The 17,352-nt window shown below is 71.4% G+C and carries 15 protein-coding genes; 3 read left to right on the forward strand and 12 right to left on the reverse strand.

Going from position 1 to position 17,352, the window contains the following annotated elements:
- Positions 1–275 precede the first annotated feature (275 nt).
- The 12 genes from recO to hemW form a co-directional block, all read right to left on the reverse strand.
- Positions 276–1,049: a DNA repair protein RecO gene (gene recO, locus UA75_RS25155; RefSeq protein ID WP_075744189.1), complete on the reverse strand. Its 774-nt coding sequence runs from the start codon at positions 1,047–1,049 to the stop codon at positions 276–278.
- Between the two features lie 375 nt (positions 1,050–1,424).
- The gene (gene era / locus UA75_RS25160; RefSeq protein WP_075742367.1) at positions 1,425–2,333 is read right to left on the reverse strand and encodes a GTPase Era; all 909 of its coding nucleotides are present in this window, start codon (positions 2,331–2,333) and stop codon (positions 1,425–1,427) included.
- A gap of 82 nt (positions 2,334–2,415) precedes the next feature.
- Positions 2,416–3,228 carry a DUF3592 domain-containing protein gene (locus UA75_RS25165; RefSeq protein ID WP_157434424.1) on the reverse strand — a complete coding sequence of 271 codons (813 nt, stop codon included), beginning with the start codon at positions 3,226–3,228 and terminating at the stop codon, positions 2,416–2,418.
- Positions 3,229–4,011: 783 nt separating this feature from the next.
- Positions 4,012–4,398, reverse strand: coding sequence for a cytidine deaminase (locus UA75_RS25170; protein ID WP_232237427.1), 387 nt, complete (start codon positions 4,396–4,398; stop codon positions 4,012–4,014).
- The gene (locus tag UA75_RS25175; RefSeq protein ID WP_075742369.1) at positions 4,391–5,749 is read right to left on the reverse strand and encodes a hemolysin family protein; all 1,359 of its coding nucleotides are present in this window, start codon (positions 5,747–5,749) and stop codon (positions 4,391–4,393) included. Before UA75_RS25175 ends, UA75_RS25170 begins: the two co-directional genes overlap by 8 nt.
- 27 nt (positions 5,750–5,776) lie before the next feature.
- Entirely contained in the window at positions 5,777–6,364 is a 588-nt protein-coding gene (gene ybeY, locus UA75_RS25180; RefSeq protein WP_075744191.1) for an rRNA maturation RNase YbeY, read from the reverse strand.
- Between the two features lie 5 nt (positions 6,365–6,369).
- Positions 6,370–7,389 (reverse strand): PhoH family protein, encoded by a 1,020-nt coding sequence (locus tag UA75_RS25185; protein ID WP_075744192.1) that lies wholly within the window; start codon positions 7,387–7,389, stop codon positions 6,370–6,372.
- Between the two features lie 455 nt (positions 7,390–7,844).
- Positions 7,845–8,228 carry a histidine triad nucleotide-binding protein gene (locus UA75_RS25190; RefSeq protein ID WP_075742370.1) on the reverse strand — a complete coding sequence of 128 codons (384 nt, stop codon included), beginning with the start codon at positions 8,226–8,228 and terminating at the stop codon, positions 7,845–7,847.
- Between the two features lie 520 nt (positions 8,229–8,748).
- Positions 8,749–9,489 carry a 16S rRNA (uracil(1498)-N(3))-methyltransferase gene (locus tag UA75_RS25195; RefSeq protein WP_075744193.1) on the reverse strand — a complete coding sequence of 247 codons (741 nt, stop codon included), beginning with the start codon at positions 9,487–9,489 and terminating at the stop codon, positions 8,749–8,751.
- Between the two features lie 468 nt (positions 9,490–9,957).
- Positions 9,958–11,121 (reverse strand): molecular chaperone DnaJ, encoded by a 1,164-nt coding sequence (gene dnaJ, locus UA75_RS25200; protein ID WP_075742371.1) that lies wholly within the window; start codon positions 11,119–11,121, stop codon positions 9,958–9,960.
- Between the two features lie 145 nt (positions 11,122–11,266).
- A complete protein-coding gene (gene hrcA, locus UA75_RS25205) occupies positions 11,267–12,289 on the reverse strand; it encodes a heat-inducible transcriptional repressor HrcA (RefSeq protein WP_075742372.1) in 1,023 nt (340 codons plus the stop codon).
- Positions 12,290–12,595: 306 nt separating this feature from the next.
- Positions 12,596–13,822, reverse strand: a complete 1,227-nt coding sequence (gene hemW, locus UA75_RS25210; RefSeq protein ID WP_075742373.1) for a radical SAM family heme chaperone HemW — start codon at positions 13,820–13,822, stop codon at positions 12,596–12,598.
- A 780-nt stretch (positions 13,823–14,602) separates the two neighbouring features.
- Between hemW and UA75_RS25215 the strand changes: the two genes are divergently transcribed.
- The 3 genes from UA75_RS25215 to UA75_RS25225 are packed head-to-tail and all read left to right on the forward strand — an operon-like array spanning position 14,603 to position 17,351.
- On the forward strand, positions 14,603–16,288 hold the full coding sequence (locus tag UA75_RS25215; protein WP_075742374.1) for a nitrite/sulfite reductase: 1,686 nt from the start codon (positions 14,603–14,605) through the stop codon (positions 16,286–16,288).
- Positions 16,285–16,623 carry a hypothetical protein gene (locus tag UA75_RS34140; RefSeq protein ID WP_075742375.1) on the forward strand — a complete coding sequence of 113 codons (339 nt, stop codon included), beginning with the start codon at positions 16,285–16,287 and terminating at the stop codon, positions 16,621–16,623. Before UA75_RS25215 ends, UA75_RS34140 begins: the two co-directional genes overlap by 4 nt.
- Positions 16,620–17,351, forward strand: a complete 732-nt coding sequence (locus UA75_RS25225; RefSeq protein WP_083683591.1) for a phosphoadenylyl-sulfate reductase — start codon at positions 16,620–16,622, stop codon at positions 17,349–17,351. The genes UA75_RS34140 and UA75_RS25225 overlap by 4 nt, the downstream gene beginning before the upstream one ends.
- Position 17,352: the final 1 nt, after the last annotated feature.

Raw genomic sequence — 17,352 nt, forward strand, 5'->3', positions numbered from 1 at the left:
ATGACAGTTGCTACTACCTGCGGCGAACTCGACCGGCCACGATCAACGGCATGATCTCGACGACGAACTCCCGGCTCGGTGGCCGCTTCGCAGGCCGGGGCACCGCGACCGCACAGGTGCAGGCTCCGCGCGGCCGCCTGGGAGGCCTTCGCGCGCCCGGCACGCAGGCAGCAGACCTCTCGGTGTCCGGCCTCTCAGTGTCCGGCCTCTCGGTGTCCGGCCTCTCAGCGCCCGACAGTCCGGGACCTGTCCGGTCCGGCACCGCGCCGCGTCGATCAGGCCGGCGCCGACGCCGACGTCACGCCGTCGGGCTCGCCGCCACGCCGGTCCACCAGGGGCAGCGAGCGCAGGCTGCGCTCCAGGTGCCATTGCAGGTGGGCAGCCACCAGCCCGCTGCCCTCTCGCCGGGATCGCTGGTCGGCGGCCTCGGCGGCGGGCCAGTCGCCGTGCAGCAGGGCGGCCAGCAGCGTCAGGGTCTCCGGGGCGGGCGACACCGAGCCAGGGGGCCGACAGGTCTCGCACACGGTGCCGCCCGCCGGAACGTTGAAGGCCCGGTGCGGTCCAGGCCGTCCGCATCGCGCGCACTCGGCCAACGCGGGCGCCCAGCCCGCCTGCGTCATCGCCCGGAGCAGGAAGGCGTCCATGACCAGCATCGGGTCCCGCACTCCGTCGGCCAACGCACGCAGGGCCCCCACGACGAGCAGATACAGCCGGAGCACCGGCTCGCCCTCCTCGGCACTGAGCCGGTCGGCCGCCTCCAGTACGGCACAGCCCGCCGTGTACCGCTGGTAGTCGGGCACCAGACCCGCGCCGAAGGCGTCCATGGTCTGCACCTGGGTGATCACGTCCAGGGTTCGCCCGGTGTAGAACTGCACGTCGACGTGTCCGAAGGGCTCCAACCGGGCGCCGAAGCGGGAGGACATCCGCCGGACGCCCTTGCCGACGGCACGCACCTTGCCGTGCCTGCGGGTGAGCAGGGTGATGATCCGGTCGGCCTCGCCGAGCTTCTGCACCCGCAGCACCACACCGGTATCGCGGTACAGGGCCATCGCGTCATCGTGCCACCCGCGCCCGACACGGTCATCCGCTGCCCGCCGGACCTGTGCTGCCCCCCGTCGCACGAGGCGGCGACGGCCCTGGCGCCGAGGCCACGTCGGGTCCGCACGGTCGTCGATCGGCTCGCCGCCGACGCCGTTCGCCCGATCGACGTCCGCGACTCGCCGGGCGCGGGGCCGCCCCTCGGGATGCCGGGGTCGTCGAGTCTCACCGGCGACCGTCCGGTACGGCGACGGCTCAGGACACCGAGCGGAGCCGAGGCGGGTGGGCGGGTCCGTGATCAGTCCGCCCACCGTTCCCGAGGAGTGCGGGCGATCCTGGGCCGCGCCGAGTCCTGTCCCCGCCGGACCCCGGTGCGGACGGGCGGCTCAGAAGCCGAGCCTGCGAAGCTGTTTCGGGTCGCGCTGCCAGTCCTTGGCGACCTTGACCCGCAGGTCGAGGAAGATCTTGCTGCCCAGCAGCGCCTCGATCTGGCGACGCGCCTCGGAACCGACGTGCTTGAGACGTTCGCCCGCGCGGCCGATGACGATCGACTTCTGACTGGGGCGCTCCACGTACATCACCGCGTGCACGTCCAGCATGTCGTCCCGGCCCTCGCGCGGCACCATCTCCTCGACGGTGACCGCGATGGAGTGCGGCAGCTCGTCGCGCACTCCTTCCAGCGCCGCCTCCCGGATCAGCTCGGCGACCAGCGTCGTCTCCGGCTCGTCGGTCAGCTCTCCGCCCGGGTACAGGGCAGGACCGACCGGCAGCCTGCCGATCAGCAGGTCCGTAAGCGTCGTCACCTGGTAGCCGTCCACCGCCGAGACGGGGATCAGCTCGGCGAAGTCCATCACCTCCTGAAGGGCCATGAGCTGCTGTGCCACTCGCTCGGCAGGCACCAGGTCGGTCTTGGTGACCACCCCGAACACCGGAGTCCGCCGGGCCACCTTGGCCAGCTCGGCGGCGATGAACCGGTCGCCAGGGCCGATCTTCTGATCGGCGGGCACGCAGAAACCGACCACGTCGACCTCGGCCCAGGTCTCGCGCACGACGTCGTTGAGCCGCTGTCCCAGCAGGGTGCGCGGCCGGTGGAGGCCGGGCGTGTCCACCACGATCAGCTGGGCCTCCGGCCGGTGCACGATGCCTCGGATGGCATGTCGGGTCGTCTGCGGCCTGCTGGAGGTGATCGCGACCTTCGTCCCGATCAGCGCATTGGTCAGCGTGGACTTTCCTGCGTTCGGCCGACCGACGAAACAGGCGAAACCGGATCGATGATCGGCGGGGCTGCTGCTCATCCCCGCATTGTCGCAAGCACGACGTGTACGGCTCAGTCCAGCCGTCGTCCGGCCCGCCCGAGGTCTCCCCCGCAGGCGCGCCTCAGCCTCGGGGCCGGAGATCGCGTTCAGTCTCCTCCCGCTCCAGGTACGGACTTCCCGAGGCGAGACCCGGCCTGCGCCCGAGCACCCGGTCGACCAGGTCGTCCAGCGGGCCCTGTTCGGAGGAGTGCGCGAACTCCACCTGGTCCGGGTGCTCCGGGTCGTACCAGACCACGGTCTGATCCCCGGTCCTGGGCAGATGGGCGACGGGGACGGCTCGCTTCTTGGTCTGCCTGCGCACCGCCCCGTCCTCACCCGAGTACTCGGCGGTGATCACCACCAGCGGTGCGCCCTTGATCTCGTCGTCGGTGATCTGCACGGAGGCGATCCGCCCCGCCACCGGCGTGCCGAGTCGCATCAACGAGACGCTGTCGGCGGTCTGACGGCGAGAGCGCAGCGCGACGCCCCACTGCACACAGCCGAGGACGACGCCGAGGAACAACAGCGCGCCGGCCAGACCTGCCAGCCACGGACGATCATCGCCCATCGGCAGCCGCCACCAGACCGACAGGAGGGCGGCGCCGCCGACGGCCAGGCCCAGCGGGAGGATCGACGAGCGGAGCCGACCGGCGCCCAGCAGGCCGCCGACGAGCAGCAGACCGAAGAGCCCGACGGTGATCGGGGCCCGGTCCGACAACGGAGTGTCACCGATGCACGTCTCCCATTCCGCAGAAGAACAGGTGAAGACACCCGCCAGCTGATAGGCGAGCAGCGCGAAGCCGACCAGGCCGAGCAGGGCCAGGAGGAACGAAAGTCCGTTACGGAGAGAAATCGGCCTAGCGACAGAAGCCGCATCGACATCGCGGTTGACCATGATCCACATGCTAAGGCGTTCATCACCCTGGAGAGAAATCGGCGAACACGCCAAGGGGGACTCCATCGGGATTCCGCGAAGAATCGAGAATAAATCGAACAGAGAATGCCATGACGAACAGCGGACGAATCCAACCAGGTCAACCGCCTAGAACGGCGCGGACTCCGCCGATCGCGACGCGACAGTATACGGTCCCGCCAGGACGGTCTCACCGCCGACCACACCGCAGGCACCCGGTGGCAACCGCGCCGCCGAGGGCCCGACGGAGCGAAGAGAACACGCCTAACCCTCGGCGAGAATTCCGGCTCCGGAGTGCGTCCGAGAAGAACCCGGGAAGATACCGCCGCACCGAAGTCCGTGTAAACGATTTATCCCACCATATCGATGGTTTCAGCGACAGAAGTCGGCAAGACGGTCGAGTCGTCGGGCACCGAACAGTCGGCGCTGTCGGTGGAGGATTCCCCATGGGGAATCGGCCCGGCGGCACCACATCGGAGGGGCACCACATCGGAGCGGGCCGACGTCGGCATCGCGGCTTTGCGTCAGTGCCCGGTACCGGCTTGCGCCCACAGACCCGGTGCGGCTCGCGGCGGCGCGACATGGTCTTCGCGCGGGCCGAGCAGAATGCCGCCGCCGACTCGGATTCGAGATGCCCGAGTCACCGGCGGGTGCTGCTCCATCCTGGGATCGGGGAACTTCATCGGGAGCGCGGCCCGGCCTGCGCCCGCAGACCGGCGCCCGCAGGCCGGGCCGCCCCCATGCGCACGGCGGCGGCAGGCCTGCTCAGCGCAGCGTGTCGAGCAGGCGACCCGAGGCGTCGGCGCGGAACACCGGCGCGTTGGGCGACAGGTCACGCACTGCGGCGGCGGACGCCTCGTCCACCGCAGGCGACTCGGTGACCACGGCGGCCGCCTCCAGCCCGGTCGCCCCGCTGGCCACCGCTGCGGCCACCGCGGCCTGCAACGCGGTCAGACTCAGCGATGGCAGGGCCACGGTGCAGGCGGAGTAGGTTCGGCCGTCGGTGTCCCGCACAGCCGCCCCCTCGGCGGCCCCGATCCGTGCCCGGCTCGCGCGGGCGAGCGTGATGATCTTCTGGTCCTCGCCGTCCAGCACGACGGCCTCGGCCGACGAGGCCGCAGGCTCCACGGCGCCCTTCGCTGACTCAGCCACCGGCCGTGCTCCTCTCCTGCGCGCGGCCGACCGACTCGGATTCCGCGTCCTGATCCTCGGCTGTCGACGGGGCCACCCTGCTGACCAGCAGCGTGCTGATCCGCATCCGCCCACGACCGTCCTTGCCGCCCTCCGCCCGCAGCCGCAGACCACTGATCTCGGCCTCGGCACCGGGCAGCGGCACCCGACCGAGCTTGCGAGCCAGCAGACCGCCTGCGGTGTCCACGTCGTGATCGTCGATCTCCACGCCGAACAACTCGCCCAGATCCGCCACCGGAAGGCGGGCGCTGACCCGCGCGGAGGCCTCGTCGATCCGCTCCACCGGGGGACGCTCGCCGATGTCCGACTCGTCGGTGATCTCGCCGACGATCTCCTCCAGGATGTCCTCGATGGTCAGCAGGCCCGCTGTGCCGCCGTACTCGTCGACCGCGATTGCGAGATGGTTCCGGGAGACCTGCATCTCCCGCAGCAGCTCGACGAGGCGCTTGGAGTCGGGAACCAGCACGGCAGGGCGCATCAGCGTGTCGACCTGGACGTCCACCCGCTCGCCTGGCCCGCCCGGCGCCCCGTCGGTCCAGGACCGGACGAGGTCCTTGATGGTCACCACACCGACCACGTCGTCCACGGTCTCGCCGATGACGGGAATTCGGGAGAACCCGGTCCGCAGACAGAGCGCCAGTGCCTGCCGGACCGACTTGTCCTGCTCGATCCAGATCACCTCGGTACGCGGCACCATCACCTCGCGGACGACCGCGTCGCCCAGCTCGAAGATCGAGTGGATCATCTGCCGTTCGCCTGCCTCGACGACCCCGCGCTGCTCGGCGATGTCGACCAGCTCCCGCAGCTCGACCTCGGACGAGAACGGGCCCTCCCGGAAGCCGCGTCCCGGTGTGATCGCATTGCCCAGCAGGATCAGCAGCCGCGCGAGCGGGCTGAGCACCCGGCCGAGCATCTTCACCGGGCCCGCCACCAGGCAGCCCACTCCGTAGGGGTGCTGCCTGCCGATCGTCCTCGGTCCGACACCCACCAGCACGTAGGACACCAGGAGCATGATCAGGACGGCGATGAGCACCGCCAGTCCGTCCGAGTCGAAGGTGGCGACCACGACGACGGTGACCAGCACCGTGGCCGTGAGTTCGCAGGCGAGGCGAAGCAGCAGCAGGAGGTTGATGTGTCGGGGTCGATCCGCGACGACCTCCGCCAGGGTCTTGGCACCCGAGCGGCCGGTGCGGACCAGCTCGTCCACTCGGGCGCGCGACACCGTGCTCAAGGAGGCATCCGCGGCGGCGAAGGCCCCCGCGAAGACGACCAGCAGCGCGGCCAAGGACAGCATCATGAACGGGCTCCCCATCGACGAGTCCGAGTCACCGGGTCCGGATCACCGACCCGGTTCCGGCGGAGGTGCGGCAGCAGAGCCGCCCTGCTTCTCGGTGCCGGTGCGTTCCAGGCCGACCACGCCGAGCACTCGCGCGTCGGCGTCCTCGCGTGCCGCCGTCTCACGCTCCTCGCGAACCGTGGTCTTGAAGTCGGCCAGCAGCCGGTTCTGCAGGCCGAACATCTCCCGCTCCTCGGCGGGCTCCGCGTGGTCGTAGCCGAGCAGGTGCAGCACGCCGTGCACCGTCAGCAGATGCAGCTCGTCGATGAGGCTGTGACCGGCCTTCTTCGCCTGCTCCCTGGCGAACTCGGGGCACAGCACGATGTCACCGAGCAGAGCAGGCCCCGAAGCCGCCGTGTCGGGCCTGCGGGCCGAGTCCAACTCGTCCATCGGAAAGGCCATCACGTCGGTGGGACCCGGCAGGTCCATCCACCGCTCGTGCAGATCGGCCATCGCCTCCAGCTCGACCAACAGCACCGAGAGCTCGGCGAGCGCGCTGACGCCCATCCGATCCAGTGCATAGCGAGCTGCGGCGACGATGGAGGTCTCCTCAACCGCCACGCCTGACTCGTTGGCGATCTCGATACTCACCGTGTTCACCGTCCCTGTCGGCGGCCACGACCGGATCGCGCACCGGAGCTCTCCTCAGCGGCGGCGTCCGAGTGCTCCTGCACCACCTGCCACCGCTCGTAGGCGTCCACGATGTCGCTGACCAGTCGATGCCGGACCACGTCGTGGCTGGTGAGCATAGAGAAGTGCACGTCGTCCACGTCGCCCAGGATCTCCCGGACGACGCGAAGGCCGCTGCGAGTGCTGCCGGGCAGGTCGACCTGGGTGATGTCACCGGTCACCACGATCTTCGAGCCGAAGCCCAGCCGGGTGAGGAACATCTTCATCTGCTCGGGCGTGGTGTTCTGCGCCTCGTCCAGGATGATGAACGCGTCGTTGAGGGTGCGGCCCCGCATGTACGCCAGCGGCGCGACCTCGATGGTGCCCGCCTGGGTGAGCCGGGGCACCGACTCCGGGTCGACCATGTCGTGCAGCGCGTCGTAGAGCGGCCGCAGGTACGGATCGATCTTGTCGTAGAGGGTGCCGGGCAGGTAGCCGAGCCGCTCGCCCGCCTCGACGGCAGGCCGGGTGAGGATGATCCGGTTGACCTGCTTGGCCTGGAGGGCCTGCACGGCCTTGGCCATCGCCAGGTAGGTCTTGCCGGTGCCCGCCGGGCCGATGCCGAAGACGATGGTGTTCTTGTCGATGGCGTCGACGTAGCGCTTCTGGTTCACCGTCTTGGGTCGGATCGACCGGCCGCGCCGAGACAGGATGTCCAGGCTGAGCACCTCGGCAGGGGACTCGCCCGCGTCGGCCGAGAGCATCCCCACGGTGCGTCGGACCACGTCCGCGCTCAACTGCTGGCCGCGCCCGACCAGGATCAGCAGCTCACTGAACAGTCGCTCGGCGAAGGCCACCTCGGCGGGCTTGCCCGTCAGGGTGATCTCGTTGCCTCGGACGTGCACGTCGGCGCTGAGCAGCTCCTCGACCGCCCGCAGGTTCTCGTCGCGAGATCCGAGGAGGTTGAGCACGAGGGTGTCCGGAACGGTGATGTTCGACTTGGCCATGACCTGTTGCACGGCTGCCGCAGCAGCCGCAGCGGCCTGGGCCGACGAGGTGGCGGCCGGAGTGCCGCCCTCGGGCGGTGTGGTGCCGTTGCCCGCTGCTCGTCGTTCTGAATCGGCACTGCGAGCGGAGCTCGCTGCGGTTCCTGCCACGGTGTGTTCCGGCCCACCTTCTGCGCTGTCACGCTGACGGCTTCGGCCTGCCTTGGACAGGCCGTCTCTTCGACACCTCGATGCTAGCCGCACCGCACGACGGAACGCACTCCTGATATGAGCGGCATGTCGGCGGCGCAGGCGGCCTGCCCCCGGAGGCGGCCGTGCCCGCGCGGCGCCGGGTGCTCGGCGCGGGAGCCGCGTCCCGCAGTCCGTCCTGTGCCGAGATCATCCGCCTGCCCTGCAGGAGCCACACAGGCGACGACGTACGTCGCCTCCCGGACCGCACCGCCGACCGCAGGCTCTCAGCCGTTGCGAGCGACGCCCGCGGGCGAACCGACGAGCGGCCCCAGCGGCTGCCCGCCCAGCAGGTGCAGGTGCGCGTGGAAGACCGTCTGGCCCGCATCGGCGCCGGTGTTGAACAGCAGCCGGTACCCGCTCTCGGCCACGCCCTCCTCCTCGGCGACGTCGGCCGCCACATGGAAGAGGTCGACCAACAGGGCCGGGTCCTCGGCGGCGAGGGCGGCGGCGTCGGGATAGTGCGATCTCGGCACGAGAAGCACGTGGGTGGGCGCCTGCGGATTGGCGTCGCGGAACGCGAAAGTGGTGTCCGTCTCACGGATCACGCTGCACGGCAGCTCGCCCGCCAGCAGCTTGCAGAAGAGACAGTCGGACTCCGAATCACTCATGACGTGCAGGCTAAACCTCGATGACGAACCGGGGCGCGAGGTGGTCCTCGACGGCGCCCGGCAACAACCCGTCCGGCGCAGCGATGGTGACGCGGGGCAACCTCGCGGTGACGTTCGGAAGCCGAGGATCGCGCCGTTCTCAAGGCCGACGGCGACCTGTTCCAGGGCGGGATCGGCTCCCCGGACTGCGGTGGGCGGCCTTGGCAGGCGTGCCCCACCAGCGCGGCCCGCACCGTCCTGGCCTGGTCGGACGGCACCTCAGCGCGTCGAGACGACGTGCCGGAGGTCTCACCGTGCCGGACGTCTCACCACGCCCCGCCCGCACCAGGTCCCGTCCTTCCGGCGAGGTGTCCGGCAGGCTGGGCGCCCCGCAGCAGCCCGCGAGGCTGCTGCGCCGGGTATCAGGCGCAGGCCGATCAGACCGCACGACCTGCCGACCCGAGTTCAGCCCCGGAGTCGACAGGCGACGGTGCCTCGAGCCGGACTCGGGGACGGCCCTCGGCGCAAGGCCGACTCCGACTCACCACCGGCCCGTGCGAGCCGCGAGCGCACCCAGCGCGGCGACGCCCGCGGTGGAGGCTCGCAGCACCGTGTCGCCCAGCAGCACCGGGCGGGCGCCCGCCTCGGTCAGCGTCGCCAGCTCGGTCTCGTCGATCCCGCCCTCCGGCCCCACCACCAGCAGCAGCTCCCCCGTCGTCGGTAGGTCCACCGAGGTCAGCCGAGTCGAGGCGGACTCATGCAGCACGAGCGCGAGGGCGGCCGACCCGACCCGCTCGGCAAGCCCGGCGGTGCTCGTCGGCTCGTGCACGGGCGGCAGCCAGGATCGCCGCGCCTGCTTGGCGGCGGTGCGGGCCGTGGCACGCCACCGGTCCAGCGCCTTGGCGCCGCGCGGTCCCGCGTCCCAGCGGGCCACGCAGCGGGCGGCCCGCCACGGCACCAGCGCGTCGACGCCGACCTCCACGGCCTGATCGACGGCCAGCTCGGCTCGATCGCCCTTGAGCAGCGCCTGAGCCATCGTCACGCGGAGCTCGGGCGCGGGCTCCTGAACCCGTTCGAGGACGTCCGCGCGCAGCTCGTCCTTGGTGACCGAGGTCACCTCGGCCCTGGCGATGCCGCCGCGACCGTCGGCGAGCAGCAGTCGCTCGCCGACCCGCAGTCGGGTCACGGTGGCCGCGTGTCGCCCCTCCGGTCCGCTCAGCACCACGTGATCCGCCCCGGCGGGCAGCTCCGTGAGGAACAGCGGCAGGCCGCCCCTTGCCATCGGCGAGGTCGTCATCGTCATCCCCTCCAGCACGTCATGGGCGTGGTTCTCGCCCCTCGCCGTCAGGCCGCCGCTCCGCGACGGCCGAGCCACCGCGGTCGTCGAGACATCACCGAGGCCGACTGCCCGCCGAGCACGGCGTCCCGGCGCGCACCGTGTCGTCGGCGACCGGGCAGGACCCGGCCCGCCTCCGCCCGAAGACTCGGCCGAGCCACCCGCAGGCGCGGGCGAGGGCGGGTGCCGACCAGTCCATCGCAGGCGGGTTCGTGCGGGGACGTCAGACGCCTACCTCCGAGATCCGGTCAGCCTCCACGGGCCGTGGGCGCACCGTCCGCCGCTCTCCGGCCGCCCGCGACGGGCCATGCGGCGAGCCGACGAACACCGAACGGAACGCGGCCCCGGCTCGGCGCCGCCGCCCCGTGGCGGCCCGCCCGCGCCCGCCGCATCCGGTCGCGAACCCCCGGCGGCTCAGCGGGAGCCGAAGGAGTCCCGCAGCCGCGAGAACAGCCCGCCATTCACCCGTCCATTGCCGTTCGCGGCCAGCTCGGACTCCTCGTCGCGCAGCGCGGCGAGTTCCCGCAGCAGGTCGGTCTGCCTGCCGTCGAGCCTCGTCGGCACCACCACCTCGAGGTGGACGTGCAGATCGCCGCGTCCGCTGACCCGGCCGTTGGATCGCAGCCTCGGCATGCCCTGCCCGGTCAGCAGCAGACGAGTGCCCGGCTGAGTCCCGGGCTCGACCCGGATCTCCTCGGTGCCGTCCAGGGTCTCCAGCGGCAGGACGGTGCCCAGCGCGGCGGAGGTCATCGGGATCATCAGGGTGCAGTGCAGGTCGGAGCCGTCGCGCGTGAAGGTGTCGTGCTCGACCTCGTCGACCTCGACGTAGAGATCGCCTGCGGGCCCGCCGCCGACGCCCACCTCGCCCTGAGCGGAGAGCCGCACCCGCATGCCGTCGGCGACGCCCGCCGGGATCTTCACAGTGATCGTGCGGCGCGAGCGCACCCGGCCTTCGCCGCTGCACTGACCGCAGGGGTCGGTGATGACCTCGCCGTAACCCCGACAGGTCGGGCACGGACGCGCCGTGACGACCTGGCCGAGGAACGAGCGCTGCACCGACTGGACCTCGCCGCGACCGGCGCACGTGTCGCAGACCGACGGCGTGGTGTCCTCCTGGCAGCCGGTTCCGGCACAGGTGTCGCAGAGGATGGCCGTGTCGACGGTGATCTCCCGGCTGACGCCGGTGGCGCAGTCCTCCAGGCTCATGCGCAGCTTGATCAGCGCGTCAGAGCCCTGCTGCATCCGGCTGCGCGGTCCTCGACCCGCCGAGGCGCCAGTGCCGCCGAAGAAGGCGTCCATGATGTCGCCGAGCCCGCCGAAGCCCGAGAACGGGTCCGCACCGCCCGATCGGCCGCCGCCGTTCTCCAGCGGATCACCGCCGAGGTCGACCACCTGCCGCTTCTTGGGGTCGGTGAGCACCTCGTATGCCGTGGTCACCTCGCGAAACCGCTGCTGGGCAGCGGGATCGGGGTTGACGTCGGGGTGCAGCTCGCGTGCCAGCTTCCGATAAGCCCGCTTGAGCTGATCCGCGCTGGCGTCCTTGCTCACGCCGAGCAAGCCGTAGTAGTCCCTGGCCACTTTCTCCGGTCCTCCTGCCGCAGCCCGCCCGCCGAACCGCGGCGTTCATTCGCCCGCGCGCCGTCGGCACGCATTCTCATCGTCGATGTCGGGTCCGAGCGGACCCTGCCCTGCCTACATCATGCTCTCTTCGCCGATCGGGCCTTTAGCGCCCGGCCAGGATCTCCCCCACGTACGCCGCGACCGCCCGCACGGCGGCCATCGTCCCCGGATAGTCCATCCGCGTCGGACCCACGACGCCGATCCCGCCGAAGACCGTGCCCCGCGAGCCGTAACCCACCGAGACCACCGACGTGTCCCGCATCTCCATCGCCTCGTTCTCGACGCCGATGCGCACCAGTACCGTTCCCGGGTCCCGCGCCGCCGCCAGCAGGCGCAGGACCACGACCTGTTCCTCCAACGCCTCCAGCACCTGCCGCAGCGAACCGGGGAAGTCCCCGACGTTCCGCGTCAGGTTGGCCGTGCCGCCCAGCAGCAGTCGCTCTTCCGGATGATCGACGAGCGACTCGATCAGCACGCTGCACACCCTGGTCAGGACGTCGCGAAGTTCCGGAGCCGCCTTCTCCGGCAGCTCGGCGACCGAGGCGGAGGCCTCGGGCAGCCGCTGCTCGATCATGGCCGAGTTCAACAGGCCGCGCAGCCGTGCGACGTCCTCGTCACCGATCACGTCGCCGAGGTCGACGATCCGCTGATCCACCCGACCCGTGTCGGTGATCAACACGAGCATGAGGCGTGCCGGGGTGATCCGGACGATCTCCAGGTGTCGGACCGTGGCGCGGGTGAGCGTCGGATACTGCACCACCGCGACCTGCCTGGTGAGCTGGGCCAACAGCCGCACGCTGCGGCGCAGCACGTCGTCCAGGTCCAATGCGCCCTCGAGGAAGCTGTGAATCGCTCGGCGCTCGGCCCCGGACAGCGGCTTGACCTCGCTGAGCCGGTCGACGAAGAGCCGATAGCCCTTGTCCGTCGGCACGCGGCCTGCGCTGGTGTGCGGCTGGGTGATCAGCCCGTCGTCTTCAAGGGCCGCCATGTCGTTGCGCACCGTGGCGCTGGAGACGCCGAGGTTGTGCCGCTCGACGAGGGCCTTGGACCCCACCGGCTCGTGAGTGGAGACGTAGTCGGCGACGATCGCTCGCAACACCTCGAACCGACGATCGTCGGCACTCACCGTCTGACACCTCCGCTCCTCACTCGACTCAAGCCCGCGCGGGGATCGTCTCGATCTCCGCCACTGTCTTGAGTTTACGGTTCGGATGCCGCATTCCCTACCCGTCCGACTAGTGCGGTGCTGGAGGCGTCTCCCGATCCTCCGTCCACGGCGCGCCCGCCTGCGGGCCCCGAGGTTCCCTCGAACCGGTCTCCGGCGCCGATGGCCGCCGCAGGCTGTCAGATCCGACACAGCGGCGCGGCAGCGACGTCGGGCGCGCGGTGTGACGCCTCTCACGGCTCCCGAGGGCTCTGCGGCGGTCCAGGCTCAGCCGAGCAGGCGGTGGACCAGTCCGTCGGCCAGCAGCCTGCCGCGTCGGGTGAGGACGCAGCGCCCGGCGGCCAGTGCGTCGGCCGCCAGCAGTCCGTCGTCCACCGCGAGGAGGGCGGCGCGGCGGCCTGCCTCGTCAAGGATCTCGGTGGACAGCCCGCCGACCAGCCGCAGTTCCAGCAGGACACGCTCCACCCGGCGGGCGTCGACGTCCAGGACCTCGCGTCCCGCGCCCGGGCTGCGACCCGCCGCCAGCACGGCGTTGTAGCGGGCCGGATGCTTCACGTTCCACCAGCGGACGCCCCCGACGTGGCTGTGGGCACCGGGTCCTAGGCCCCACCAGTCGCCGCCGGACCAGTAGCCGATGTTGTGCCTGCACCAGGCGGCCTCGCCTGCTGCCAGGGATGCCCAGTTGGACACCTCGTACCAGCCGAGTCCCGCCGCCGAGAGCACGTCGTCGATCAGCTCGTACCGTCGAGCCAGCACGTCCTCGTCCGGCGCGGGCAACTCGCCTGCCCGCACCCGTCTGGCCAGCGCGGTGCCGTCCTCGACGATGAGCGAGTAGGCCGAGACATGATCGACCCCGGCGGCCGCCACCGCGTCCAGCGAGGCACGCAGATCGTCGTCGCTCTCCCCCGGCGTCCCGTAGATCAGGTCGAGGTTCACGTGCTCGAAGCCCGCCGCCGTCGCCTCCCTGGCGGCCGCCACCGCCCGGCCGGGCGTGTGCGTTCGGTCGAGTACCGCCAGGACGTGCCGAGAGGCGGACTGCATCCCCAGTGACACGCGGGTGAAGCCTGCGGCACGCAGGTCGGCGAAGAACTGCGGCGAGGTCGACTCCGGGTTGGCCTCCGTGGTCACCTCGGCGTCGTCGGCCAGGCCGAACACGCCGTCGATCTCCGACAGCACGGCGCCGAGGACCTCGGCTCCCACCAGCGAGGGAGTTCCGCCGCCGACGAAGACCGTGTCGACCCTCGGTGGCGCGCCGAGGACCTTCGCGGCCAGCTCCAACTCCCGGCGCACACCCTCGGCCCAGGAGTCCTGACCAGCGCCGGAGCCGAGTTCGCCTGCGGTGTAGGTGTTGAAGTCGCAGTAGCCGCATCGGGTCGCGCAGAACGGGACGTGCACGTAGACGCCGAAGGGTCTGCGGCCGAGGCCGTCGAGGGCGGACGCGGGCAGCGCGCCGTCCGCAGGCATCGGCTCCCCGTCGGGAAGTGAGCTGGGCATTCGTCCAGGGTGCCCTGCCGTCCCTGTCGCCCCCGAGGCCGGGCCGGGCAACGGGTCGCAGTCGCCGGAGACGAGGGCGATCGAGGCCCGGCGATGCCGACCCTCGCCCGGGCGATCGGCCGACCCTCCACCGCGGTCTCCGTCCCGGCCGGACCGGCAGCCGCAGGCTGCGCGGCCCCGGCCTGCGGCTGCGCCAGCCTGTGGCGACTCCGGCGGCGGAGGACGCGGGGCGGCCGAGCGGCGCGGCCCCGGCTGTCGCCCGCGGCGACGTCGACCCGGCAGGCGGCAGCACGCGCAGGGCGGACGCTCCGCCGCCGGACGCCCACCCGCCGGGCACCGCAGCCCGAACCCCGCGCCGCTGTCGCGCCTGCGCTGCCTGCACCGGGGCGTCGTCCCAGATCCGTCGTCCCAGATCCGTCGTCCCAGATCGCGCCAACGACGGCATCGCGTCTACGATGCGAATACCAGTCGGCGGACGGGAACGGCCTGAACTGTGACGATCTTCCGCCGCGCGTCTCAGCATCCGGTCAGACCTGGACCGATCTCGGCGTGGCGTGGCAGGCTCGACGGCATGACAGCGCGGCGCATTCGACTCGTGGCACGGCGTCACGTCGATTACAAGCGCGTCGCCAGCGCGCTGTGCCGAGGCGACCGCTAGCTCCGCCGTCGTGTTCCCACCACACTCGGCGCCGAGCGCGCCGACGGGTCACCCACCCCAGCATCGAAGACGGGTAGTCCCCGACCGCAGCGCGGCGCCTCGAACCTCGGAGGTCGCAGCCGATGACTCCCACGCCGCAGACTCCCACGGTGCGCCGCAGGCGCGGTGAAGGGCAGTGGGCTCTCGGTTACCGCGAACCCCTCAATCCCAACGAACGGTCCAAGAAGGACGACAACCCGCTCAACGTGCGGGCCCGGATCGAGTCGATCTACGCTAAGAACGGCTTCGACTCCATCGACCCCGGCGACCTGCGCGGCCGCTTCCGCTGGTGGGGCCTCTACACCCAGCGGCGGCCCGGAATCGACGGCGGCCGCACCGCGATCCTCGAACCCGAGGAGCTCGACGACGAGTACTTCATGCTGCGGGTGCGCGTCGACGGCGGTCTGCTCACGACCGCCCAGCTCCGCGCGATCGGCGAGATCTCGCAGACCTACGCGCGCGACAGCGCCGATCTGACCGACCGGCAGAACATCCAGCTGCACTGGGTCCGGATCGAGGACATGCCCGCGATCTGGTCCACTCTGGAGGCGGTGGGGCTGTCCACCACCGAGGCCTGCGGCGACTGCCCGCGCGTGGTCCTCGGCTCGCCGGTGGCGGGCGTCGCCGACGACGAGATCATCGACGGCACCCCGGCGATCGAGGAGATCACCCGGCGCTACATCGGCGATCCGACGCTGTCCAATCTGCCACGCAAGTTCAAGTCGGCCATCTCCGGCTCGCCCCGCCAGGACGTGGTGCACGAGACGAACTGCGTGTCCTTCGTCGGCGTGGAGCACCCGGAGCACGGGCCGGGCTTCGACCTCTGGGTCGGCGGCGGGCTGTCCACCAACCCGAAGCTGGCCGTCCGGCTGGGCGCCTGGATACCGCTGGACGAGGTGCCGGACGTCTGGCACGGCATCGCCCAGATCTTTCGGGACTACGGCTATCGCAGGCTGCGGCACCGGGCGCGACTGAAGTTCCTCGTCGCCGACTGGGGCGCCGAGCGGTTCCGCGAGGTCCTGGAGCAGCAGTATCTGCGGCGCAGCCTGCTGGACGGCCCGGAGCCGCCGACGCCGGACGCGCATCGCGATCACCTCGGCATCCACCGGCAGCGGGACGGACAGCACTATGTCGGCTTCGCCTCGGCCGCGGGCCGGGTCTCCGGCTCCACGCTCGTCGGGGTGGCGAAGGCGGCCGAGCGGGTCGGATCACGGCGGGTGCGCACCACGGTGCATCAGAACCTGCTGGTCCTGGACGTCCCGGAGGCCGAACTGGCCTCGCTCCAGGAGGAGATGACGAGTCTGGGGCTGCACAGCGATCCCTCGCCGTGGCGGCGGGGCGTGATGGCGTGCACCGGGCTGGAGTTCTGCAAGCTCGCCATCGTCGAGACCAAGGCGCGCGCGATCCGGCTGGTCGAGGAGCTGGAGCAACGGCTGGCTGACGTGCAGGCGGGCATCACCGATCCGGTCACGGTGAACCTCAACGGCTGCCCGAACGCCTGTGCTCGCACGCAGGTCGCCGACATCGGCCTCAAGGGACAGATCGTCACCGACGCCGACGGCGCGCAGGTCGAGGGCTTCCAGGTGCATCTGGGCGGCGGGCTGGGGCTCGACTCCGGCTTCGGCCGCAAGCTGCGCGGCCACAAGGTCACCTCGGAGGAGCTGACCGACTACGTGGAACGGCTGGTGCGCCGGTATCTGGCCGCGCGCCAGGAGGGTGAGCGCTTCGCGCAGTGGGTGCTGCGCGCGGAGGAGGCCGAACTCCGGTGAGCGCCGACACGCCGTTCGAGGCCGTCGGCGGCCAGGGCCGGGCGGTGCCGTTCCACTGCCCGTACTGCGCGGAGGAGGACCTGATTCCCGAGGAGGAGCCCGCTGGCGCCTGGCTCTGCGCGGGCTGTCGGCGGGTGTTCGTCGTCCGCATGGTGGGTCTGCGGCCGCGCGGCGGCGCGGGTCCCTCGGTCGCCGAACAGGACCGGGACGGCCGCTCGCCGGAACCGACCGACACGACGGTCTCGGCGGCGGGCGACTCCGCCGGGCAGGCAGGCACGAACGACACGGAACCGGACCGAGGACAGGCTCGAAGAGAGGCGAGGTCGTCGGGATGAGTGTGGAGACCGAGAGACGAATCGAGCAGGGCAGGCGACTGGCTGCTGAGGGGGCCGAACTGCTTGCCGGATCGGGCGGCGGAGCAGGCGCCGAGGCGACCGCCGCCGAGGCACTGGCCTGGACGGCGCGGACGTTCGGCGCGGAGTGGATCGTCGCCTCGAACATGCAGGACGCGGTATTGATCGACCTGGCGACCAGGGCCCGCCCCGGCGTCGACGTGCTCTTCCTGGAGACCGGCTACCACTTCGCCGAGACGCTGGGCACCCGGGACGCGGTGGCCTCGGTGTATCCGCTGCGGATCGTGGAGGCCACGGCGAGCAGGACGGTCGCCGAGCAGGACGCCGACGAGGGCCCTCGACTGTTCGCGTCGAACCCGGATCGCTGCTGCGCGCTGCGCAAGGTCGAGCCGCTGCGCCGAACGCTGGCCGGGTATCGGGCCTGGGTCACCGGCGTTCGTCGGGTGGAGGCGCCGACCAGGGCGAACACCCCGCTCGTGACGTTCGACGAGCGGCACGGCCTGGTGAAGGTCAATCCGCTGGCGGCGTGGTCGGACGACGACATGGCGCACTACATCGAGGAGAACGGCGTGCTGGTGAACCCACTGGTGTCGGCGGGCTATCCCTCGATCGGCTGTCAGCCGTGCACGAGCAGGCCCGCGCCCGGTGCCGATCCGCGCAGCGGCCGGTGGGCGGGCAGCACCAAGACCGAGTGCGGATTACACGGATGAG

Origin of the sequence: Actinoalloteichus sp. GBA129-24 (genome assembly GCF_001941645.1) — a bacterium.
Classification (GTDB): Bacteria; Actinomycetota; Actinomycetes; order Mycobacteriales; family Pseudonocardiaceae; genus Actinoalloteichus_A; species Actinoalloteichus_A fjordicus.